The 22,446-nt window shown below is 63.5% G+C and carries 20 protein-coding genes and 1 other RNA gene; 14 read left to right on the forward strand and 7 right to left on the reverse strand.

What is annotated here, in order from left to right; genetic code table 11:
* Positions 1 to 91: 91 nt before the first annotated feature.
* The 5 genes from AC07S4_RS06190 to ssrA all read left to right on the forward strand — a co-directional run bounded on the left by AC07S4_RS06190 (position 92) and on the right by ssrA (position 7,906).
* Entirely contained in the window at positions 92 to 4,888 is a 4,797-nt protein-coding gene (locus tag AC07S4_RS06190; RefSeq protein WP_494985804.1) for an MBG domain-containing protein, read from the forward strand.
* A gap of 98 nt (positions 4,889 to 4,986) precedes the next feature.
* Positions 4,987 to 5,682 (forward strand): bifunctional 2-polyprenyl-6-hydroxyphenol methylase/3-demethylubiquinol 3-O-methyltransferase UbiG, encoded by a 696-nt coding sequence (gene ubiG, locus AC07S4_RS06195; protein ID WP_494985805.1) that lies wholly within the window; start codon positions 4,987 to 4,989, stop codon positions 5,680 to 5,682.
* A 40-nt stretch (positions 5,683 to 5,722) separates the two neighbouring features.
* The gene (locus AC07S4_RS06200) at positions 5,723 to 6,430 is read left to right on the forward strand and encodes an HAD family hydrolase (RefSeq protein WP_494985806.1); all 708 of its coding nucleotides are present in this window, start codon (positions 5,723 to 5,725) and stop codon (positions 6,428 to 6,430) included.
* Positions 6,431 to 6,527: 97 nt separating this feature from the next.
* Positions 6,528 to 7,484 (forward strand): hypothetical protein, encoded by a 957-nt coding sequence (locus tag AC07S4_RS06205; protein WP_494985807.1) that lies wholly within the window; start codon positions 6,528 to 6,530, stop codon positions 7,482 to 7,484.
* Positions 7,485 to 7,546: 62 nt separating this feature from the next.
* Positions 7,547 to 7,906, forward strand: a transfer-messenger RNA (tmRNA) gene (gene ssrA / locus AC07S4_RS06210).
* A 354-nt stretch (positions 7,907 to 8,260) separates the two neighbouring features.
* Here the strand turns inward: ssrA and AC07S4_RS06215 are convergent.
* The gene (locus AC07S4_RS06215; protein ID WP_494985808.1) at positions 8,261 to 8,896 is read right to left on the reverse strand and encodes a DUF2971 domain-containing protein; all 636 of its coding nucleotides are present in this window, start codon (positions 8,894 to 8,896) and stop codon (positions 8,261 to 8,263) included.
* A 455-nt stretch (positions 8,897 to 9,351) separates the two neighbouring features.
* On the opposite strand from AC07S4_RS06215, the gene AC07S4_RS06220 reads away from it, so the two are divergent.
* Positions 9,352 to 10,086, forward strand: coding sequence for a hypothetical protein (locus AC07S4_RS06220; protein WP_494985809.1), 735 nt, complete (start codon positions 9,352 to 9,354; stop codon positions 10,084 to 10,086).
* A 60-nt stretch (positions 10,087 to 10,146) separates the two neighbouring features.
* Here AC07S4_RS06220 and AC07S4_RS06225 read toward each other — a convergent pair whose 3' ends face one another.
* Together AC07S4_RS06225 and AC07S4_RS06230 are read right to left on the reverse strand one after the other, a co-directional pair.
* Entirely contained in the window at positions 10,147 to 10,689 is a 543-nt protein-coding gene (locus tag AC07S4_RS06225; protein ID WP_494985810.1) for a hypothetical protein, read from the reverse strand.
* 26 nt (positions 10,690 to 10,715) lie between these two features.
* Positions 10,716 to 11,084 carry a recombinase family protein gene (locus AC07S4_RS06230; protein WP_494985811.1) on the reverse strand — a complete coding sequence of 123 codons (369 nt, stop codon included), beginning with the start codon at positions 11,082 to 11,084 and terminating at the stop codon, positions 10,716 to 10,718.
* A gap of 120 nt (positions 11,085 to 11,204) precedes the next feature.
* On the opposite strand from AC07S4_RS06230, the gene AC07S4_RS06235 reads away from it, so the two are divergent.
* Complete coding sequence (locus AC07S4_RS06235; RefSeq protein ID WP_494985812.1) at positions 11,205 to 12,479, forward strand: acetamidase/formamidase family protein; 1,275 nt, start codon at positions 11,205 to 11,207, stop codon at positions 12,477 to 12,479.
* A 20-nt stretch (positions 12,480 to 12,499) separates the two neighbouring features.
* Here AC07S4_RS06235 and AC07S4_RS06240 read toward each other — a convergent pair whose 3' ends face one another.
* Both AC07S4_RS06240 and AC07S4_RS06245 read right to left on the reverse strand, forming a co-directional pair.
* The gene (locus AC07S4_RS06240) at positions 12,500 to 13,804 is read right to left on the reverse strand and encodes a type II toxin-antitoxin system HipA family toxin (RefSeq protein WP_494985813.1); all 1,305 of its coding nucleotides are present in this window, start codon (positions 13,802 to 13,804) and stop codon (positions 12,500 to 12,502) included.
* A complete protein-coding gene (locus tag AC07S4_RS06245) occupies positions 13,801 to 14,091 on the reverse strand; it encodes an XRE family transcriptional regulator (RefSeq protein ID WP_494985814.1) in 291 nt (96 codons plus the stop codon). Before AC07S4_RS06245 ends, AC07S4_RS06240 begins: the two co-directional genes overlap by 4 nt.
* A gap of 176 nt (positions 14,092 to 14,267) precedes the next feature.
* On the opposite strand from AC07S4_RS06245, the gene AC07S4_RS06250 reads away from it, so the two are divergent.
* Both AC07S4_RS06250 and AC07S4_RS06255 read left to right on the forward strand, forming a co-directional pair.
* Entirely contained in the window at positions 14,268 to 15,530 is a 1,263-nt protein-coding gene (locus tag AC07S4_RS06250; protein ID WP_494985815.1) for an MFS transporter, read from the forward strand.
* A gap of 2 nt (positions 15,531 to 15,532) precedes the next feature.
* A complete protein-coding gene (locus AC07S4_RS06255) occupies positions 15,533 to 17,188 on the forward strand; it encodes a glycoside hydrolase family 43 protein (protein ID WP_494985816.1) in 1,656 nt (551 codons plus the stop codon).
* Here the strand turns inward: AC07S4_RS06255 and AC07S4_RS06260 are convergent.
* The gene (locus AC07S4_RS06260) at positions 17,151 to 18,029 is read right to left on the reverse strand and encodes a LysR family transcriptional regulator (protein ID WP_494985817.1); all 879 of its coding nucleotides are present in this window, start codon (positions 18,027 to 18,029) and stop codon (positions 17,151 to 17,153) included. The two genes, AC07S4_RS06255 and AC07S4_RS06260, sit on opposite strands and share 38 nt — an antisense overlap.
* A 101-nt stretch (positions 18,030 to 18,130) precedes the next feature.
* Here AC07S4_RS06260 and AC07S4_RS06265 point away from each other — a divergent pair, with 101 nt between their 5' ends.
* From AC07S4_RS06265 to AC07S4_RS06285, 5 genes are all read left to right on the forward strand, one after another.
* Positions 18,131 to 19,195 carry an alkene reductase gene (locus AC07S4_RS06265; RefSeq protein WP_494985818.1) on the forward strand — a complete coding sequence of 355 codons (1,065 nt, stop codon included), beginning with the start codon at positions 18,131 to 18,133 and terminating at the stop codon, positions 19,193 to 19,195.
* Between the two features lie 71 nt (positions 19,196 to 19,266).
* Positions 19,267 to 20,040 carry an exodeoxyribonuclease III gene (gene xth, locus AC07S4_RS06270; RefSeq protein ID WP_494985819.1) on the forward strand — a complete coding sequence of 258 codons (774 nt, stop codon included), beginning with the start codon at positions 19,267 to 19,269 and terminating at the stop codon, positions 20,038 to 20,040.
* 104 nt (positions 20,041 to 20,144) lie between these two features.
* Positions 20,145 to 20,435 (forward strand): hypothetical protein, encoded by a 291-nt coding sequence (locus AC07S4_RS06275; protein WP_494985820.1) that lies wholly within the window; start codon positions 20,145 to 20,147, stop codon positions 20,433 to 20,435.
* A gap of 93 nt (positions 20,436 to 20,528) precedes the next feature.
* Positions 20,529 to 20,828: an antibiotic biosynthesis monooxygenase family protein gene (locus tag AC07S4_RS06280; protein WP_494985821.1), complete on the forward strand. Its 300-nt coding sequence runs from the start codon at positions 20,529 to 20,531 to the stop codon at positions 20,826 to 20,828.
* 82 nt (positions 20,829 to 20,910) lie between these two features.
* Positions 20,911 to 21,213, forward strand: coding sequence for a hypothetical protein (locus tag AC07S4_RS06285; protein WP_494985822.1), 303 nt, complete (start codon positions 20,911 to 20,913; stop codon positions 21,211 to 21,213).
* Between the two features lie 18 nt (positions 21,214 to 21,231).
* On the opposite strand, the gene pncB is transcribed toward AC07S4_RS06285, so the two are convergent.
* Positions 21,232 to 22,419: a nicotinate phosphoribosyltransferase gene (gene pncB / locus AC07S4_RS06290; RefSeq protein ID WP_494985823.1), complete on the reverse strand. Its 1,188-nt coding sequence runs from the start codon at positions 22,417 to 22,419 to the stop codon at positions 21,232 to 21,234.
* Positions 22,420 to 22,446 lie beyond the last annotated feature (27 nt).

Here is a 22,446-nt window from a genome sequence, read left to right on the forward strand (position 1 = left end):
TTGCTGTTGTGGGGTGCTGATCATGTCCATGCCGCGATTTCCTCTCCAATTTTCTCGCCAAACTCATCTCCAGTTTCCGCTCAAACGGACCGTGCTGTGCTGCCTGCTGGCCGTGGCCGCCATGGAGCGCGCGGCGGCCCAGGCCGCGCCGGGCGCCCTGCCCACCGGCGGCAATGTGACCGCCGGCCAGGCCGCCATCAGCCAGAACGCGGCCGCCATGCAGGTGCGCCAGAGCAGCCAGCAAGCCATTATCGACTGGCAAAGCTACAACATCGGGCGCGACGCCAGCGTGCAGTACATCCAGCCGAACGCCGGCGCCAGCACGCTGAACCGCGTGCTCAACGGCAGCAGCGAGATCGCCGGGCGGCTGAGCGGCAACGGCCGGGTGTTCCTGCTGAACGCGAACGGCGTGACCTTCACGCCCACGGCGCGGGTGGACGTGGGCAGCCTGGGCGTGGCGGCGGGCAGCGCCAGCAATGAATCGTGGCTGGCGGGCGCGGCCGAGGTGCGCAACAGCGGCAGCGTGGTCAACCAGGGCGAGATCCGCGCCGCCGACGGCGGCAGCGTGGCGCTCACCGGCCTGGCGGTGCGCAACAGCGGCAGCATCAGCGCGCCGCGCGGCGCCATCGCGCTGGCGGCGGGCGACGCGGTGCGGCTGAACATCACATCCGACGGCCTGATCCAGGCGCAGGTGACGGGCGCGGCGGCCCAGGCGCTGGTCGACAACAGCGGCCTGCTCGACAGCGAAAGCGGGCGCATTGCGCTGGCGGCCAGCACGGCGGCGGGCACGGCGGGCGGGCTGGTGGCCAACACCGGCATCATCCGCGCCAGCGGCGTGGTCCACAACGGCGGCACCGTCACGCTCACCGGCGGCGAGGTGCAGGCCGGCGGCAGCATTGCGGCCGCGTCCGCCCAGGGCGACGGCGGCAAGGTGGACGTGTTCGGCGATATGCAAAACGGCAGCGTGCGCTTTACCGGCAGCATAGACGCCAGCGCGGGCGGCGCGGGCCAGGGCGGCGCGGTGGAAACATCGGCCGCCAGCGTCAAGGTGGGCGACGGCGCGCGCGTGAATACCCTGTCGGCCGGCGGCAAGACCGGCAGCTGGCTGATCGACCCGCAGGACTTCACCATCGGCACGGCGGCCGGCGACGACATCAGCGGCGCCACCGTGTCGGCCAACCTGGCCACCACCAGCCTGGACATCCAGAGCGCCAGCGGCAGCCGGACCGGCACCGGCACCATTTATATCAACAACCCCGTCAGCTGGAGCTCCAACAACACGCTGGGCCTGCTGGCCGAGGGCGGAATCGTGTTCGGCGCGGGCGGCCAGAACGGACTCACCGCCAGCGGCAACACGGCCGGGCTGGTGATGCGCTACGCCACAGACTACGTGCTGAACGGCAACAAGATCACGCTGTCCGGCACCACGCCGTCGGTCACCATCAACGACGTCAGCTATGTGGTAATGAACGCCAACAGCACGGCGGCCCTGAACACCATACTGCGCACCCAGCCCAACCGTTCCTTCGCCCTCACCGGCGATATCGACGCCAGCGCCACCGCGCTGCTGGACGGCGGCCAGGGCTGGCTGCCGGTGGGCGACGCCGCCAACCCGTTCAGCGGCCTGATGGCCGGCTTCGGCCACACCATCGACAAGCTCAACATCAACCGTCCCGCCAGCAGCGACATGGGCTTGTTCGGCGTGCTCAGCGGCCAGGTGCGCGACCTGGCGCTGACCGGCGCCACCATCAACGGACTGAGCAACGTGGGCGGCATCGCCGGCACGCTGAGCGGCAGCCTGAACGGCGTGAGCGTGGCCGGCACGGTGCGCGGCACCAGCAATGTGGGCGGCCTGGCCGGCAGCGCCGGCAGCAGCGCCCAGATCCGCGACAGCTATGTGCTGGCCAATGTGGCCGGCAACAACGTGACCGCCGCCACCCGCTACACCATCAACGCCCTGGCCGGCAGCCTGCAAGGCGCGGCGGTGAACAGCTATTACGACGTGGATACGGTGCAGGTCAACGGCGCCGCGCGCCTGGGCACGGGCGGCCTGTACCGCGCCCAGTTCCAGGACTGGCTCACGCACGGCAAAACGCTGAGCATCGCCAACTACGCCGCCTCGCTGCCCTTCGACACGGTGCTGGGCGCCTACCTGATCAGCGACGTGCAGGGCATGCGCGACCTGCTCGGCTTCGCCCAGCAGTCCAGCCTGAAATTCCGCCTGGCCGCCAGCCTCGACCTGAGCGCCTCGCCCGGCCTCTACCTGCCCGTCTTCTCCGCCCAGCTGGACGGCGCCGGCCGCAGCATCCGCGGCCTGAACGTGGACGCCTCGGGCGCCGGCGGCCTGGTGGGCGTCAATAGCGGCACTTTGACCGGCCTGAGCATAGAAAACGCCACCATCGCCGGCAGCGCCAACGCCGGCGGGCTGGCCGGCGTGAACAGCGGCACCATCAGCAACTCCCAGGTCAGCAGCAGCACCGTGGGCGGCGGCAGCAACGCCAACGGCGGCGTGGCCGGCCTGAACACGGGCACCGTGCGCGACAGCGCCAGCAGCGCCAGCGTGTCGGCCCCGTCAGCGGCGGGCGCGGGCGGCGTGGCGGGCGGACTGGTGGGCATCAACAGCGGCCAGGTCATCAACAGCTACGCCACCGGCAGCGTGCAGGGCGGCGCCAGCGCGGGCGGGCTGATCGGCTCGGGCGCGGCCAGCGGCGTGACCAGCAGCTATTGGGACACGCAGAAGTCCGGCCAGGCCGCCAGCGCCGGCGGCGGCACCGGCAAGACCAGCGCCGAACTGGCGCAGCAGGCCACCTACACCGGCTGGGACTTCACCAGCGTGTGGCGCACCAGCAGCGCCGGCCCGGTGCTGCGCGTGATTTCGCCGCAGGCCATTGTGCTGACCATCGCCGCCAACAGCCTGACGCGCGTGTACGGCAGCCGGGTGACGCAGCTGGAACTGTCGGTGACGCCGACCGGCCTGGCCGACGGCGACAGCCTGGCCTCGCTGGGCGGCACGCTGAGCTATTCCGGCACCTGGCAGACCGGCACCAATGTGGGCGTGTACAGCGTGATCCCCGGCGGCCTCACCTCCAGCAAATACGACATCGTGTTCGTCAACGGCACGCTGACCGTGACCAAGGCCGACCTGACGCTGGCGGCAGTGAACCTGAGCAAAGTGTACGGCGCGGCCGACCCCACGCTGCGCTTCACCGCCAACGGCCTGAAGTACAACGACACCGTGGCCGTGGTCAGCGGCGCCACCCTGAGCGCGCCCACCGGCGCCGCCGCCGTGGCCGGCAGCCACGCCATCGGCATCAACATCACCAACGCGGTGGCGGACAACTACACCATCCGCAGCGCCACCGGCGGCACGCTGACGGTGAGCAAGGCCAACCTGGTGCTCAACGCCAACAGCGCCAGCACCGTGTACGGCGTGAACCCGTCGCTGACCTTCGGCGCCACCGGCCTGCTGTACAGCGACACGGCCGCCGTGGTGAGCGGCGTGAACTTCGCCACCACCACCGGCGCGGCGGCCAAGGTGGGCACTTACCCGATCAGCATCAGCGGCGGCACGGCGGCCAACTACAACATCACCGGCTACGGCGCGCCGGCCACGCTGACCGTGGGCAAGGCCACGCTGACGGTGCGCGCCGACGACAAATTCAAGCTGCTGGCCGATCCCGACCCCACCCTGACCTACAGCGTGCAGGGCCTGGCCTACAACGACACGCGCGACCTGGTGACCGGCGTGAGCCTGAGCACGCCGGCCGGCGCCGGTTCGGCCGTGGGCAGCTACGTCATCACCGCCGCCGGCGGCGCGGCGGGCGACAACTACATAGTGCGCACCGCGAACGGCGCGCTGGTGGTGTCGGCGCCGCCGCCCCCGCCGCCCATCCCGACGGAGCCGCCGGTGTCCACCCGCGCGCTGGAGACCGTGACGGTGGTGACGCCGCCCGCGCCGCTGCAGGCCGAGCCGGAAAAACCGGCCGCCATCGCCGGCGGCACGGTCAGCGCGCAGCGCAAGGAACTGTTTGCGCCGGCCAACCAGCTCATTAGCAGCAACCCCAATATCGCCCGCCTGCCGGACTGCGGCGCCAACAACGAGGGCGAATGCATCGCCCAGCCGCGCGTGCCGGTGCAGGCGCGCATCGACACCGACGGCCAGGCCGCGCCGGCGGCCCAGATCCGGCGCAAGCTGGCCCTGGTGATCGGCAACCAGCAGTACGGCTCGCCGCTCACCAGCCTGGAAGGCGCGGGCCAGGACGCCGAGGCCATCGGCGACGTGCTGAAAAAGCAAGGCTACGAGGTGGCCAGCCTGAGCAACGCCACGCGGGCCGACATGGTCAACGCCATGAACAAGCTGATCAAGGATGCCGAAGGCGCGGACAGCGTGATGGTGTTCTACGCCGGCCATGGCCACATCCACCCCGGCTCCTCGGTGGGCTACTGGATCCCGGCCGACGGCCGCATCGACAACCCGCGCGGCTGGCTGTCCAATATCGACATCGCCCGCTTCCTGGCCAATATCCCGGCGCGCCAGGTGCTGCTGGTGTCCGACAGCTGCTTCTCGGGCGCGCTGACGCGCGAAACCGGCGCCGCCGGCGCGGGCAGCACGCTGAGCCGCAACGCCATCCTGAACCGGCGCTCGGTGGTGGCCATGACCTCGGGCGGCGAGGAAGTAGTGGCCGACAGCGCCTTCGAAGGACACTCGCCGTTCACCTACTACCTGCTGGCCGAGCTCGACAAGAACAGCGAGCAGCCGGCCAAGGCGGTGCTGGAACGGGTGCGCGAGCAGGTGCGCAAGAACGCCGAGCAGTCGCCGGCCTACGGCGCCATTGTCTCCTCGGGCCACGTCAGCGGCGGCGAATACCTGCTCAACCCGGCCAAATAGCCGCACGGGCGGGCGGCCGGGCCGGTCCCGCCCCGCTTTTCGCGGATTTTGTTGCGCGCCCACTTTGGCGCGCGGCAAAATCCCGCTATCATGCGGATATGAATGCCGACCCTCTAGAAATCCAAAAATTTAGCGAACTGGCCCACCGCTGGTGGGATCCCACGTCCGAATTCCGTCCCCTGCACGAAATCAATCCGCTGCGCCTGGAATGGATCAACGCGCGCGCCCCGCTGGCGGGCAAGAACGTGATCGACATCGGCTGCGGCGGCGGCATCCTGGCCGAATCCATGGCGCGCAAGGGCGCCAAGGTGACCGGCATCGACCTGTCTGAAAAAGCGCTCAAGGTGGCCGACCTGCACAGCCTGGAGAGCGGCGTGCAGGTGCGCTACAAGCTGATCGCCGCCGAGGAGATGGCCGCGCAGGAAGCCGGCCTGTACGACGTGGTGACCTGCATGGAAATGCTGGAGCACGTGCCCGACCCGGGCGCCATCGTGCGCGCCGCCGCCACCCTGGTGAAACCGGGCGGCCAGGTCTTCTTCTCCACGCTGAACCGCAACCCCAAGTCCTATCTGTTTGCCGTGATCGGCGCCGAATACGTGCTGCGCATGTTGCCTCGCGGCACGCACGACTACGCCAAGTTCATCACGCCGGCCGAGCTGTCGCAGTACGCACGCAGCGCCGGCCTGCAGGTGAACGGCCTGAAGGGCCTGGGCTACAACCCTCTCAGCAAGATTTACTCGCTGAACGAGGACACCAGCGTCAACTACATGGTCGCCACCAGCCGCCCCGCCTAACCACATTCCGGCGGCTGCGGCCGCCCTTTACCGCCCTTTCATGAGCCATCCTGCCCCCTTGTCCGCGCCGCGCGCCGTCCTGTTCGACCTGGACGGCACCCTGGCCGATACCGCCCCCGACCTGGCCGCCGCCGTCAACCTGCTGCGCAGCGCGCGCGGACTGGACGCCACGCCCTATGAGCTGCTGCGCCCCACCGCCTCGGCCGGCGCGCGCGGCATGATAGGCGTGTCCTTCGGCCTGACGCCGCAGGACGCCGGCTTCGACGAGCTGAAAAATGGTTTCTTCGACAATTACGAAGCCGCCATCGCCGTGCACAGCACCCTGTTCGACGGCGTGCGCGAGCTGCTGGCCGGGCTGGAAACGGCAGGCATCGCCTGGGGCATCGTCACCAACAAGCCGGCCCGCTTCACCGACCCGCTGCTGCCGCTGATCGGCCTGGCGCACGCCGGCTGCGTGGTCTCCGGCGACACCACTGCGCACGCCAAGCCGCACCCGGCGCCGCTGCTGGAAGCGGCGCGCCGCCTCGGCCTGCCGCCGGAAGCGTGCTGGTACGTGGGCGACGACCTGCGCGACATCCAGGCCGGCAAAGCGGCCGGCATGGCCACCGTGGCCTGCGCCTGGGGCTATTGCGGCGCCACCGAGCCCGTGGCGTGGAATGCCGATTATTTGTTGCCGACACCGCTATCCTTATTGCAAATAGTGCAAAATACCGTAACAGAACAGGCCGCAAACCCGCTTGCAGCCTGATAGATTGTCACGCAGCCATTGCCGCACGGCAATTCTGCGCGTAAGATAAATGGGTAAGCAATAAGGGTAACCAACACGTGAGAACCGGAGTACGCACATGACTAGCGATGAACTAATAATCGCCGACCCCGCTGCGCGCAGCCATACGCCGCAGAGCTGGGATGTGACAGTGTCCGAATCCAAGTTCTACTGGTACGACCTGCTGGTGGACTTTCCGCCGGTGCCGGACTTCCGCGACCCGCTGGGCCGCTACCTGCGCCGCATGCAGTTCGCGGTGGAAGCGACCATGGAAAAGCGGCTGATGTACATGCTGGTGAGCCGTCCGAAGCTGCGCTTTGACACGTCGCGCTCGACCAGCTGGGGCTTTTTCGGCCTGAAGCTGAGCATTCCCCTGCTGGTGGGCGGCGAGCAGAAGCGCGACTCCATCACCATCGAACTGAAAGTCCCCGAAGACGCCACGCTAAAGAAGCCGACAGTGCAGGTGTTCGAGCGCTTCCTCACGCTCAACTGGGGCTCGATGATAGAAACCTATTCGATCCACGACCTGCTGCAAAGCTTTGATACCAAGCACAACTATCCGACCAAGGTGCACTACGTGGGCCAGACCCGCGACCCGGCCGGCCGCCTGCTGAAAGGCCGCATCAGCGGCGTGAACCGCGTGTGCGACAACAACGGCCCGGACTTCGACAATTTCCTGCTGATCCAGCGCCTGGACTTCAGCACCGGCGCGCCCATCCCCGGCGCGGACGGCGACGAGATGCAGGACATGCTGCTCAAGGACCAGATGGACCTGCTCGAGTGCATCCTCATCAAATACTTCGAAGTGGAAAACGAAAAAGTGCGCAGCCCGCGCGAAGTGCAGTCGCGCGAAGCGCGGGTGGCCAGCCTGTACCACGCGCACATGCTGCAGCGGCTGCAGGTCGACCTGGCGCTGGAAGCGCCGGACGCCTTCCAGAACATGTATTCCGACAAGGTAAAAGAATCCAGCCGCCACCTGTTCGAAGTGACGTTCAAGGGCAGCGAGCCGGTGTTCAGGGTGCCGGGCAAGGCGTAACGCAGCGCGGCGCGAATGCATCCTACACACGGCGTAGGAATCGAGTACAATGATAAGTCTGTGGGGACGACCTGGCTTCGACGTGGGTTGCAAAGCAGAACAGGGCATACCGAGGCCTGGTTACCTCGTAAATACACCCAGAAATCAATAACTGCAAACGATAACTCGTACGCACTGGCAGCTTAATTGCTGTTAGCTCCTCAACGCTTCTTCCCTGGGGCGGGCCGTTAAAAGCTGAGGAGTCATTTACAGGGAATCGCGCTATAACGGGTCACTTGAAGTAGCGCTAAATCTAAGGTGAATCGCTGGTACGTAACGTGCACATCCGTGCCGTACTGGTTAAATTAAATGATAGTGCTAAGTATGTAGAACTGTCTGTAGAGTGCTTGCGGACGCGGGTTCGATTCCCGCCGTCTCCACCACCGAACAAAAAAATTGGGTTCCAAGCGCAAGCTTGGGGCCCTTTTTTTTTGTTCGATTGCGCAGACTGTGGAATCGAATCCGCGTCCGTCCCCGACGGGCGCGGGGCTTTTGCGGGAATTCGGCGAGCACCGCTCGCCGCCGCAAAAGCGGGTTGCGCTTGCAAGCGCAACCCTCTCCGATTCGCCCATTCCGAAAATCGCCCTTGGCGATTTTCCGCGTGCACCATCTATTATCTTAGGTCCGAGCTGCCCAGAGAGAACTGGAGAGCACCTCGAGGATTTCCTCCGTACGCATGGCGTAAACCCGGAAATACGAAAATCAAGGGCGACGCTACATTAATCGCATCATTAAAATTATATTCTCGGTTTGATGATGACCTCCTTGAATTTCATCTGCCGCACCATCTTAAATGTTTCGAATGCTGGACGTGCTTTGATGATTCTAATAGGTTTATCCACACAACCAAGGACCATATCAAAGTCCGCAGCGACTTTCTTGCAACGGGCCCCAACTATTATTTCTTTTAACTCAAGCGATGGACCGAATGGAAGGTAATAGCTGCCGTTGGGAGCGCACTCTTCGAGGCTGGACCAAACTCTCCACTCTTCTTCATAACTCCATTGGGAATATTTTGTTGTCAGTATCCTTTCAATGGTTTCCGTTGTCAGACCAGCATATGGGAGTGTTAAGTCAAGGGGGAGCTTGAGTCGCTCCGGCTGGTATAGCATTTGTTTCGCCTTATCATCTTCCACGTCGAAGCCAAGACAAACACCTGAATGATTATCAGCATAGTGCGCCCACATAACCGGGCTTGACCAGTGCTTTCCCATGCAGATGATTCCGAGCCGATTAAACCAATGATCCCGCAGAATTCTATAAGCCGCCCGTCCACGGGGGCCATCAAAGCGCATACTCATTAGTTCAAAAGGATCGTTTAATGCGTCGAATCGAGAGAGCCTCATCCGTCGCTCAGGCAGAATGTACTTCATTGCTGTCTCAAGCTTGGTCATATAGTACAAGCGCATAAAATCACTCCGTCGTAGTAGCATAATGCGATAGTACAACAACCAGGACTGCTTATAGCAGACTTGCTGACCAGCTTTGGTCGGTATGCGCTCAACGCCGGCGATAGTGATCCGGTTCTCGTTAGCCTACACTACGTAAACATCTAACAGTTCGCAGCCCACGCCCCGCTCAGTCATTAACCGGCAGCGTTCATGGGTCTGTCCCACCCTTGATCGACGCCCAAGATGTTCAAGTCTTCATCGTGGGGCATCGTGTAACGCTCGTCGAGCATCCAACGTTCGATCTCCACGCTCCTCAAAAACATCATGATGACCTTGATCTTCGAGATCCGCCTTAGTTTGACTGTTTGGATATCCAGTGCGATGTGGGTAGAGTTTGGAGTACAGTGGACACCTGACTAGTCAAAAAAGGAGAAGTGATGAGCGATGGCGCAGACGAAATGCCTAACAGCAATAAGGAAAGCGAAAGCCATCAATTTTCATTCAACACCCGAGCGGAGGTTGAGCGGTTCGAAGAAATGCTACAGGAGCATATCAGGTTGCGTGTCAGCGGCTTGGTAATGGGAAGACTTCCCCTAACGAAGCTATATGACCTCCACGGGAGACGTAAAGATGACGGTAAGAAAATTTTCTGGGCAGCCGTTGACATACAGATCAACCTCGTAATGCTAACTTGTGACCACTCGGCGGCAAACGGATTAATTAACACACCCCTCATGCAAGATAAGGCTCCGGTGTGTTCGATACTGGACTCGCAGTTGATTTTCGACGCAAAAATGGAAATCCATCGCCATACGACCAACTTCATACTTCGTTGCCGTGCCTTGTGGGAGAAGGTGATAGGGATATTCGTCCTAATTATCGCTCCGAATGAGTACGAGAAGTTTGTAAAGAATAGAAGCCAGAAGAAGGACTTCAAAAAAATCATGGACACCAGCAAAGAAGTTGGTGACTTTGCCGATGCGGTCCTGGCGATCCTCGCCGCTTTTGATAAATTTCGAACACCAGAGGCGCATGGGCAAGGGAGGTTGCGCAAGTCCACGCTATCTATGCAAAGCTACGCGGCGACACCGCTTATCGAAATGCCACTGTACTGGGGTGGTATCAATGGCGTAATTGCGACCCTTGGGGAGTCGTTAAGTCAGGTCGAATAACGGAGCCGCTGAACTCCTAAAAAATCGGGGGAATTAACGTGACCCAGTTCCACTACTGTGCTAGTGGTGTGATTTTTGCTGCTCGTCCCAGATAGCAAGCCATTCGGCAGGGGTAACGACTCTGGCACTGCAGGCCACTTTGAGTTCATCCTTCTTTCTGAGTACCCGGATGTCGGTTGTTATGAAGTACGCGTGATGCGCGCCAGCTTCAACAACATGGGTTGCGTCTGGAAGGTATTTGTCACGCCTGCCGTTGCCAATAATGATAGCTTCGACCAGCAGCTTCTTTCTTTCCTCGTCAGACGATGGCCTTACGGAAAAGGTGAAAGGAATGCCAGTTGCCTTGTCTTTTGCTGCTAACGGGGTACTAGGTGCGTCAACCTCATCCTTCACTGATTTGGACAAAACAAAAACGACCGCCCCGGACTTGCGCAAGAGCAGAATTCGGTTTCTGTCTGGATCACCGTCATGCTCAACAAATAGGCACGAGTCGAGGTAATGGAGGTGATTCCTCAGATCGGATAAGTACTTTCTGAAATCTAAGACGGGCATCGCAATATCCTTGCAGAACTGAGTATGATGCTCAATTATGCGCCAGATCATAGACTGATCAGAAAATTTACGAAAAATTAAACTACTGTTAGGGCTAGGGTGACGAATGGGAAGTCCATACTACCGCTGGCTGACTCAATGGCTGCAAATGCACAGGCACTTGCCTGACGCGCCTCGACATTCAGTTTCAAGTTGGTGGCCCCAGCAGCCCCGAGATTGGCACCACGCTTCTTTGCCACTGCAAGGGCATCCTTTGTGCGCTCGCTAATTCGCCAAGCCTCGTGCTCTGCAAATGCAGCCATCAAGTAGATTGTCAGGTCATTAACATCAGGCATAGCGCACGCCACAAACTTCACAGCATTCTCCCTGTTTCCTCGCGACGCCTCTATCAGCCCTGTAATGAAGTGAACGTTTCGCGCAAGCCGATCCAGCTTGGCGATCAACAATCTCGCTCCCGACTTTCAAAGAGATCAACCAGTCCAAGAAAGTAGAAAAGATATTCTACTTCATCCCTGTTCTTGCTATCATGGCCCGACTCCTTCATCACTACGCGGCCAGCGTACCCTATGCGCAAAATACTCTTCGTGATTCTTCTAGGCGCCGCCATCTCGGTGCAAGCTGCCGAAACCTGGCTGCTGCAACTTGACCGCTGGGGCAACCCTTCTTTCATGACTCTGCATCTGCAGGATGCCGGCGGCAAGCTGTCCGGCACGCTTGATGGCGACAGCCTGAGCGGCACGCGTAAGAATGGCCGGATTCTGCTGAGCGTCACCGACAAGGACGGCAAGCGCTACGAGTACAAAGGCAGTGCCGATGCAAACCGCCTGCAGGGCAGCGCGGATTTTCCGGACACGAATGATGCTAAAGCGCGCGCCAGCCATACCTTCACCGCCCGCCGACTGCCGGAGCGGCCATCCAATGCGCCTCAGCGGCATGAGTTCAAGCCCAAGGACTACGCGAACGAGTTCAGCGCCACCCGCACGCCGGTGCTGACGGTCTGGCCCGGCGACACCATCCACACCACCACCATCGATTCCGGCGGCGTGGATGAGCACGGCGTAACGCGCGCGCTGTATGGCAATCCACAGACCGGCCCCTTCTTCGTCATGGGCGCGGAAGCGGGCGACACCCTGGTCATCCGCCTGCGCAAACTGAAGCTGAACCGCCCTTATGCGGACAGCCTTGACGACATCGTCGGCCGCGCGCGGACGGTGGGCCTTGCGGCCCGCGCCACGGCGCTGGGCAAGCCGGTGCGCTGGGCGCTGGACCTTGAGCGCGGCCTGGCAAGTCCCGAGCGGCCGGGCGATGCTTTGCGCGGCTTCGCCGTCCCGGTACGGCCCATGCTGGGCGGGCTAGCGGTAGCTCCACCAGATGGTCCCGCCGTGTCCACTGGCGATACGGGCCGCTACGGCGGCAATATGGATTTCAACGAAGTCGTCGAAGGCAACACGGTCTACCTCCCGGTGCAGCAGCCCGGCGCCCTGCTCTACCTGGGCGATGCGCATGCGCTCCAGGGTGACGGCGAAACCTCGCAATACGCGCTGGAAACCTCGATGGACGTGGAGTTCAGCGTGGAAGTCGTCAAGGGCAAGGCGATCGGCATGCCCCGCGTTGAATCACCGACGCACATCATGACGCTGGGCCAGGCCGGTTCGCTGGATGACGCCCTGCGCGCGGCCACTGCCGGCATGACGCAATGGCTGGAGCAGGACTACGGCCTCAGTCTATCGGACAGTGCCGTGGTGCTGGGCAGCGCGGTCCAGTACACGGTCGCCAACCTGGCCGGCCGCAGCGTCGGCGTGGCCGCGAAAATCCGGAAAGACCTGCTGCCGCGCCGTTGAGATCCGGCAGGAATTGCAGCTTATTTATACGAATTGGCGAGCGGCAGCGTCTTCAATCTTTCCCGAATGGCACACGCGACAGCCGCAGGCGCATTCATGTCATCAAGCAACTGACCCCACGTCGCCTGCGCACGGTCCACTGCCGATCTGACCGCCGCCACAGCGATCCGGGGTGAAATTCCAGCATCCCGCGCTACTTGCCGATACATATCAAGTGTCTCCTGGCGCTGTTGCCGGTCGATGGCAATATTGGTCGCGTAGCCGGCAAACCCTGGAAGCGCCGACACGCAAACAATATCGTATGCGGGCGAGAGTTCTGGATGGACGCCGTTATGGTAGATGACGGAAAAGTTCCTTAAATGCGCATCGCAGTTACCTACCAGCGTATTGACCGCTTGCCGAATAAAGAACTGCCGCACATCTTCAATACCCCGCACGCTCAAGCGATCAAGCACTTTCACGAATCGGACAAACGCATCGCGCCCCGCATATTTCCGGTGCGGCCTGATCGTCATCGCCTGGCAGGCGTCCTCAATATGCACGGCGCCTCCAGGGCTGCGGTCAAAGCGGTCAACTGCAAGAAAGTGCAACTCATCGCCCAGCAATGCAGCCAGCCCGGGCAAATCGATCTGCGTCAATTTCAGCGGACGGCAAGCCGCCACGTTCACTCCTGCCTTGGACGCGAGCGTCATCGCAACATACTCGTTGAACACTTGAGTATCGTCCCCTGGCGCGGGCAGCTTGGCAACCAGATCCGACAATTGCCCCCTCATCGGCAAGGTGAAGCGTTTGCCGTCCTTCGCTACGGACAGAGCCAACTTGTTCTGCTGGCCAGACAGGGAAGCGGCGCCCTCCGTGGCACGTTCCGGCACGCTGATTTCGAGATTATCGGCCCCGCCTGTCACGCCGTAAGCACGCGCTGCGGCGGTCAGATTGTCGAGATTGGCCGGACGCACCTTCACCGCGCCTGGCAAATCTTCTCCTGCCGCTGCAAGCACGCCAAAATCATCCCTATCCAGTGGATCGTGCCTGGTAGCTTCAAGACGCTTGCGCAACTGCCCCTCAGGCAGCAGCCCCGCAAAAAAAGGCGGCAATTCGCCATGCTCGCTATACAAGGCAGGGTCGAACTGGTTCTTCAGTATCTCTTGCGTGAGCTCCTCATTGCCCGGAACAGTGAGCGAGAGCGACAAGGTAGGCCGGTAAGCGGCGGTTTGGAACGCTTCGCTTGCTACAAAGCGCGTATTGCGGCCGGCTTCGCAAAGCCAGCCGATGTGCGTGTCATACAAATACACATCCAGATAGCGGGGCTCCAAAGCGCTCATCATTTTTCTCCCAACATGCGCTCCATGGCAGATGGAATTTGGTCTGGGCCTACCACTTTGCCGGAAAGCAGCCTGCGCACTTCAGGCATCATGTGCTTGGGGATCAGCGCCCACTCGGCATCAAGACCGCTTGCCAGGGCTTCCAAAGTCGAAGCACGCACGTCTTTTTGGCTGTTCATGGACAGAATCGCCGACAAATACGGTCGGCTAAGGCTGGTCAAGTCTGCCAAAACCTGTGCGGTCCGCTTGAGCTGACGGCGTCTGGTACGAATTTGCTCCATCATAGTCATGTAAGCTATCCCATACATTTACATTCAAAATGTAATGTATAGCATACATCAAGTTAATGCATGCCGGACCACCGCGTTCAAAGACATCCATCCTGAAAAATCCGAAAGATTGCGCAATCATGTAGCGACTTTATTGTGCTATTGTTCGATTCCCGACATTTCATGATTGCGCAAACATGTTCGCTTCCAAGATCAAAGGCCTCCGCTGGTGGATGATCAGCCTGATCATGCTGGGGGCGGTCATCAACTACCTTACGCGCAGCACGCTGGCGGTGTCGGCTCCCACCTTGCTGACCGAGCTGCACATCACTACCCAGGAATACTCATACATCACGGCCGCTTTCCAAGGCGCCATCATGCTGCAGCCGCTGTGCGGCTATGTGCTGGACGTGATCGGCCTGAAGTTCGGCTTTGCCATGTTCGCGGCGGCGTGGTCCGTCATCTGCATGGCGCACGGCATGGCCACCAGCTGGCAAGCGCTGGCCGGCCTGCGCGGCCTGCTGGGACTGGCCGAGGGCTCGGCCAATCCGGCCGGCATGAAAGCCGTGTCCGAATGGTTCCCCGCCAAGGAGCGCGGAATGGCGGGCGGCATCTTCAATATCGGCGCCTCCTTCGGCTCCATGCTGGCGCCGCCGCTGGTGGTGTGGGCGATACTGCATTACAACTGGCAATCGGCCTTCGTCATCACCGGCGCGCTGGGCCTGGTGTGGGTGGCGGCCTGGCTGCTGCTGTACGACGCGCCCGCGCGCCACCGCCGCCTGTCGCAAGCCGAGGCGCAGCATATCGCCGCCGGCCAGGAGCAGCACCTGCAAGGCGACGGCACGCGCCCGTCCATCCTCAGCATCCTCAAGATGCGCAATTTCTGGGGCATCGCCCTGCCCCGCTTCCTGGCCGATCCGGCCTGGGGCACGCTGTCGTTCTGGGTGCCGCTGTACCTGACCACGGTGCGCCATTTCGACCTGATGCAGATCGCCATGTTCGCCTGGCTGCCCTTCCTGGCCGCCGACCTGGGCTGCCTGTTCGGGCCGCTGGTAGTGCTGGCCTTGCAAAAGCGCGGCGTGCGCCTGATTAACGCGCGCCGCGGCGCCTTCACGCTGGGCGCCTGCATGATGATGGGCGTGGCCTTCGTCGGCTTTGTGGACAGCCCTTATGCCGCGATCGCCCTGCTGAGCCTGGCCGGCTTTGCGCACCAGACCTTGTCCGTCACCGTCATCACCATGTCGTCCGACCTGTTCCGGCGCAACGAAGTGGCCACCGTGGCGGGCATGTGCGGCACCTTCGGCAATCTGGGCCTGCTGATCTTCTCGCTGCTGATAGGCGGCCTGATGGCCAGCGTCGGCTACACGCCGTTTTTCGTCAGCCTGGCCGTGCTCGACCTGCTGGCCGCCGCGCTGCTGTGGACCTTGGTCCGTGAACCCTCGCATACTCTGCAACACTAGCCATGATACAAAACCCCATACTCCCGGGCTTCAATCCCGACCCGTCCATCGTCCGCGTGGGCGACGACTATTACATCGCCACCTCCACCTTCGAGTGGTATCCCGGCGTGCAGATCCACCACTCGCGCGACCTGGTGAACTGGCGCCTGCTGAGCCGCCCGCTCACGCGCGCCAGCCAGCTCAACATGCTGGGCGCGCCGGACTCCTGCGGCGTGTGGGCGCCCTGCCTGACCTATGCGGACGGCCTGTTCTGGCTGATCTACACCGACGTCAAGCGCTACGGCCGCACCTCCACCGGCGGCGCCAGCGGCAGCGCCTCGCTGCGCGACTTCCACAACTACCTGGTCACCAGCCCATCTATCGACGGCCCCTGGTCCGATCCGGTCTATCTCAACAGCAGCGGCTTCGACCCCTCGCTGTTCCATGACGACGACGGCCGCAAGTATCTGCTGAACCAGCTGTGGGACCACCGTCCCGGCAGCAACCGCTTCAACGGCATCGTGATGCAGGAATACTCGGTGCAGGAAGGCAAGCTGATCGGCCGCCGCGAGAACATCTTCCAGGGCACGCCGCATGGCCTGACCGAAGGCCCGCACATCTACAAGCGCAAGGGCTATTACTACCTGCTCACCGCCGAGGGCGGCACCGGCTGGAACCACGGCGTGACCATGGCGCGTTCGCGCGATCTGCACGGGCCGTATGAGCTGCATCCCGAGCAGACCATCCTCAGCGCGCGCCATCGCCCGGACGCCGCGCTGCAGCGCGCCGGCCATGGCGACCTGGTCGAAACCCAGGACGGCCAGACCTATATGGTCTACCTGTGCGGACGCCCGCTGCGCAACCGGGGCACCTGCACGCTCGGGCGCGAGACCGCCATCCAGCCCATGGTGTGGGGCGAGGACGGCTGGCTGCGCACCGTGGACGGGCAAGGCATGCCGCAGTTGCAGGCGCCGGCGCCCGGCCTGCCCGCGCATCCCTTCCCTGCCGCGCCGGTGCGCGAAGACTTCGGCACGGCCGAGCTGCCCATCGCCTTCCAGTGGCTGCGCACGCCGTGGCCGGAGGAGCTGTTCAGCCTGACCGAACGCCCGGGCCATCTGCGCCTGTATGGCCGCGAAACGCTGGGCAGCCAGTTCCGCCAGGCGCTGGTGGCGCGCCGCCAGCAAGCGCACTGCTACAGCGCGGCCACGGTGGTGGAGTTCGAGCCCGAGCATTACCAGCAGCAGGCCGGGCTGGTGTGCTACTACGGCGGCGCCAAGTTCCACTACCTCTACATCACACATGACGACGCGGTAGGCAAGCATCTGCGCGTGATGAGCAGCCTGCCCAACCATGTGCAGACCGACACCTTCACCGCCCCCATCCCGCTGCCGGCCGGCGTGCCGCTGCAGCTGCGGGTGGAAGTGGACGAGGAGCGCCTGTATTTCGGCTATCGCGTGGACGGCGGCGATTGGCAATGGCTGCCGCAGCAGTTCGACGCCAGTATCTTGTCCGACGAAGCCAACGCCCCCGGCCAGCCCAACTTCACCGGCGCCTTCGTGGGCATGGCCTGCCAGGACATGTCCGGCAGCGGCCTGCACGCCGACTTCGACTATTTCGACTACCGCGAACGGCCCTACAGCATCACACCTGCCGCAGCCGTTCAGTCAGAAACTCGATAAAGCGCTGCGTCTTGGCCGGCAGCAAACGGGTTGCCGTAATGGCGTAGACGGCCGTGGGCGGCGCTACCCATTGCGGCAGGATCTGCCGCAGGCGTCCGCCAGCCACCTCCTCGGTGACGATCTCCTTGGGGAAAATGGCAATGCCCTGCCCCAGAGCAGCCATGCGCCGCGCCATGCCGATGCTGTTCAGATGGAAGCGGCCGCCCACCTCCACGTCGACCGCGTCCGCGCCGCGCTCCAGCCGCCACACGCTTTTAACGCTGCGAAACACCAGGCATTCGTGCCCCGCCAACTCGCGCGGATGCGCCGGTTCGCCGGCCCGCTCCAGATAGGCCGGCGCGGCGTACACATGGCCGCTCAGCCGCGCCAGCTGCCGCGCAACCAGCGTGGAATCGGGCTGGTCGCCCATGCGGATGGCCAGGTCGAAAGGCTCGGCCACCAGGTCCACATTGCGCGGCGCCAGGTCCAATTCGAAACGCATGCCCGGATACAGCGCGGCGAACTCCACCAGCAGCGGCGCCAGGAAGGTGATGCCAAAATCCACCGCCACGGCAATGCGCAGCACGCCGCTTGGCTGGGCCAGCATATCGTCCAGCTGCTCGTGCGCCAGCCTGGCCTCGTCCACGATGCGCTTGCAGCGCTCGTAGTACACCTGCCCCGCCTCGGTGAGCTCGATCTTGCGCGTGGTGCGGTGCATCAGCCTGAGTCCGATGGCCTTTTCAAGCGCCGTGATGCGCCGCGACAAGGTTGAATTGGGTATGCCGCTAACCTCGGCGGCGCGCGTAAAACTCAGCACTTTGGCGACCTCGACAAACAACGCCATGTCGTTCAACAGTTCCATATGCACTTCACCAAAAATGGATTAATGATTTCCATTTTCTCATGTTTATCCCACCGATGGTATGACGGATACTGGCAGCACGTAACCACTCAAGGACAGACATGAACACCGAACACTTGCTTAGCCCGGTCCGCATCGGCCGCACCAGCTTACCCAACCGCATGATCATGGCGCCGATGACGCGTTCCCGCTCGGACGACGCGGGCGTGCCCGGCGAACTGGTCGCCACCTATTACGCCCAGCGCGCCAGCGCCGGCCTGATCATCACCGAAGGGGTATTCCCCACCGCCATGGGCAAAGGCTATGTGCGCACGCCCGGCGTCGAGACCGATGCCCAAGTGGCGGCCTGGAAAAAAGTAACCAGCGCCGTGCATGCGCGCGGCGGACGCATCTTCATGCAGCTGATGCATTGCGGCCGGATCTCGCATCCGCTGCTGCTGGACGGCGCGCTGCCGGTGGCGCCGTCCGCCATCAAGCCAGCCGGCCAGACCTGGACCATGCAAGGCCAGCAAGACCTGCTCACGCCGCGCGCGCTGACGGTGGACGAGATTGCGGATGTGATCGCGGCCTACGGCCACGCCACGCGCCACGCCCTGGAGGCGGGCTTTGACGGCGTGGAGCTGCACGCGGCGTCCGGCTACCTGCCGGAGCAGTTCCTCTCCTCCGGCGCCAACCAGCGCAGCGACGCCTACGGCGGCTCGCTGCCGAACCGTGCCCGCTTCGTGCTGGAGGTGCTGGCGGCCATGGTGGCCGAAGCGGGCGCCGACCGCGTCGGCATCAAGATCTCGCCGGAGATGAACTACAACGACATCCGCGACGACGCGCCGCAGGAAACCTACGGCTACCTGGTTGAGCAGATAAGCGGCCTGGGCCTGGCTTACCTGCATGTGGCCCTGTTCGGCGCCAGCACCGACTACCACGCGCTGCTGCGTCCACTCTTCAAGGGCGCCTACCTGGCGGGCGGCGGGCTGGACCAGGCCGGCGCCGAAGCCATGCTGGCCCAGGGACGCGCCGACGCCGCCGTCTTCGGCAGCGGCTTCCTGGCCAATCCCGACCTGCCGGAACGCTTCCGCCGTGGCGCCGCGCTCAACGAGCCGAACCGGGCAGCGTTCTTCGCCGGGGACGCCGAGGGCTACACGGACTACCCGGCGCTGCAGGCCGGCTGAGCGGCGAAGGCGTGCGGCAGGCCGGGCCACTTGCCGTCACAATAGGCGTTCCACATGACTGCGGAGGCGCCATGCGCATCGCCACGTTCAACGTCAACGGCATCACCAGCCGCCTGCCTGCCTTATTGCAATGGCTGGGCGAAACCAAGCCCGACGTCGCCTGCCTGCAGGAACTGAAGGCGCCGCAGGAGAAGTTTCCCGAGGCGGCGCTGAACGACGCGGGCTACCAGTGCGTCTGGCATGGCCAGAAAAGCTGGAACGGCGTGGCGATATTGGCGCGCGGCAAGGCGCCGCTGGAGGTCGGGCGCGGCTTGGCGGGCGATCACGAGGACACGCAAAGCCGCTACATCGAAGCGGTGGTGGACGGCGTGGTGATCGCCTGCCTCTACCTTCCCAACGGCAACCCGGCGCCCGGCCCCAAGTTCGACTACAAGCTGAAATGGTTCGCGCGCCTGACCGCGCGCGCAGCCGAGCTGCTGGCAACCGGCGCGCCGGTGGTGCTGGCGGGCGACTTCAACGTCATGCCAACCGAGCTGGACGTGTACAAGCCCGAGCGCTGGGTGGACGACGCGCTGTTCCGCCCGGAAACGCGGGCCGCCTTTCACCAGCTAATGGCGCAAGGCTGGTGCGACGCGCTGCGCACCATGCATCCGGACCAGCGCATCTACACCTTCTGGGACTATTTCCGCAACGCTTACGGCCGCGATGCGGGCCTGCGCATCGACCACTTGCTGCTCAGTCCGGCGCTCGCCGGCGTGCTGAGGGCTGCCAATGTGGACCGCGACGTGCGCGGCCGCGACAAGCCCAGCGACCACGCGCCCACGTGGGTCGAGCTTGATTTATAGCGCAGCTTATAGCGCAGGCCTTCGCTGGATCTATTTTCCTGGACATCGCCGGAGCGGGTCCTATACTCCCCATACCCACGCGTAACCGGAATGAGGAGACCATCATGGACGCATACGAACCACGGCGCCGCAAATTCGAGCAGCAGACCCACTCGGGCACCAGCAGTGTCGGCAGCATGGGCGCAGGCGGCACGGGCGGCAGCAGCCAATCCGGCATCCGCGACGCCGCCGCGCCCGGCAACAGCCAATCAGCCGCCCGCACCGACGATTTGCTCTCCGGCTGCGTCAGCGAAGACCAGCGCGCCGAAGGCTTCCAGCGCGACTGCAACGCCGACGCCCTGCGCCAGGGCCTGGAAACGCCCACCGCGCCCCAGCGCGGCGGCAACCGTCAATAAGCATGCCAGGCCGTTGCGAGTATCGCTGCGGCCGCCTGCATGGTTTTGTGCTTTCGGGCAAAATGGATGGATTGCCAACGAGAGGACCTGACCATGATTTACGAAGTCGCTGAAATCCAGATCAAACCCGACACCAACGCCGCCTTCGAAGCGGCCGTGCAGGAAGCGGCGCCGCTGTTCAAGCGCGCCAAGGGCTGCGAGGCCATGCGCCTGGAGCGCATCATCGAGCGCCCGGACACTTACCACTTGGTGGTCAACTGGGCCACGCTGGAGAACCATACCGTCGACTTCCGTGGCAGCGAGGACTTCCAGGCCTGGCGCGCGCTGGTGGGCGGTTTCTTCGCACAGCCGCCCAAGGTTGAGCACACCGAAACCGTGGTAACCGGCTTCTAAGCCCTGTCCCGGCGAAGGCGGCGACGCAGCGCGCCGCTTTCGCGCACAATTCAGCCATCACGCACACTAGGAGCACGCCGTCATGGCCACCACGATCCACCGCAATTTCATGTCGCAGGAAGACGCCGAGGCCGCGCATGGCGCGCTGCTGGCAGCAGGCTTCCCCGCCAATGCGCTCAAGCTCGCACCGCACCGCGCGCGCGACCAGAGCACCACCGTCAGCGCGGTCGACAATATCTTCAACTCCCTCACGCCCGACGACGCCGACCGCACCGACGAGCGGCGCCCGCGCCCGGTCGCCCTGCTCAGCGTGGACGCGCTGGATGACGAGCAGCGCGAGCAGGCCGAGTCCATCCTGCAGCGCCACAACGCCATCGACGCCTGAGTCCAGGCCCGCGCCCGCTCAAGCCGGGTGGTGGAACACCTGGCGCAGATAGGCCAGGAAGGTCTCGTCCTTGCACATGGTCTTGCCCGGCGAGTCCGACAGCTTGGCCACCGACTGCCCATTGCAGCGCACCAGCTTCATGACGATGTTGAGCGGCGTCAGGCCGACGTCATTGGTGAGGTTGGTGCCGATGCCGAAACCGGTCATGATGCGGCCCGCGAAATGGCGGTACAGGCTGAAGGCGGTCGGCAGGTCCAGGCCGTCCGAGAACACCAGGCGCTTAGTGTTGGCGTCGATGCGCAGCGCCGCGTAGTGCGCCAGCGCCTTCTCGCCCCACAGCAGCGGGTCGCCCGAATCGTGGCGCAGGCCGTCGAACAGCTTGGCGAAATACAGGTCGAAGTCGTCCAGGAAGGCGTCCATGCCCACCACGTCGGTCAGCGCCACGCCCAGGTCGCCCCGGTACTCCTGCACCCAGTCCTCCAGCGCGGCCTTCTGGAAGTCGCGCAGGCGCACGCCGAAGGCCTGGAAGGACTGCATGTATTCATGCGCCATGGTCCCGATGGGCACCGTGCCCAGGCGCTTGGACAGGTAGACGTTGGACGTGCCCTTGAAGTACTGCGGCACTTCCGCCGCCAGGCGCAGCACCACCTCGTCGTGCCACGCGGCCGAGAAGCGCCGGCGCAGGCCGAAGTCGGAAAACTCGAAGGGATGGCGCAAGCCCGGCTGCAGGCCGAAAGCCTTCAGCGACGCGATCTTGTCGACCAGGCGCTCGCGGCCCTCGGCCAGGGCGCCGGGCTGGTCGAAGCGGCGGAAATACAGCTCGTTGACGATGTAGAGCACGAAAATCTCGAAGCCCATCACGTGCACCTGCGGCCCCACCGCGCGGATGGCCAGCGCCTCGCCCACCACTTCCACCTGGATGAATTTGCGCTGGAAGCGGAACACCGCAAGGAAGTCCACGAAGTCCGGCTTCATGTAGCGCAGCGAACGCAGGTAGTCCAGTTCATCGTCGGCAAAGGACATGGCGCACAAATGGTCCAGCTGCGCGTTGACCTCGTCGGCCAGCTCGGCCAGCGGGAACACCGGCGAGTTCCGGCACAGGAACTCGTACTCGGCATGGGCGCCCGGATGGCTGTGCAGCAAAGCCTGCCACATGCTGAATTTATACAGATCGGTTTCAAGCAGGCTGCGTACTACGGGAATCATCAAATCGTTCTCCTGTCGGCCAGCAAA

The organism is Pseudoduganella sp. GW821-FHT05F09 (assembly GCF_059419605.1).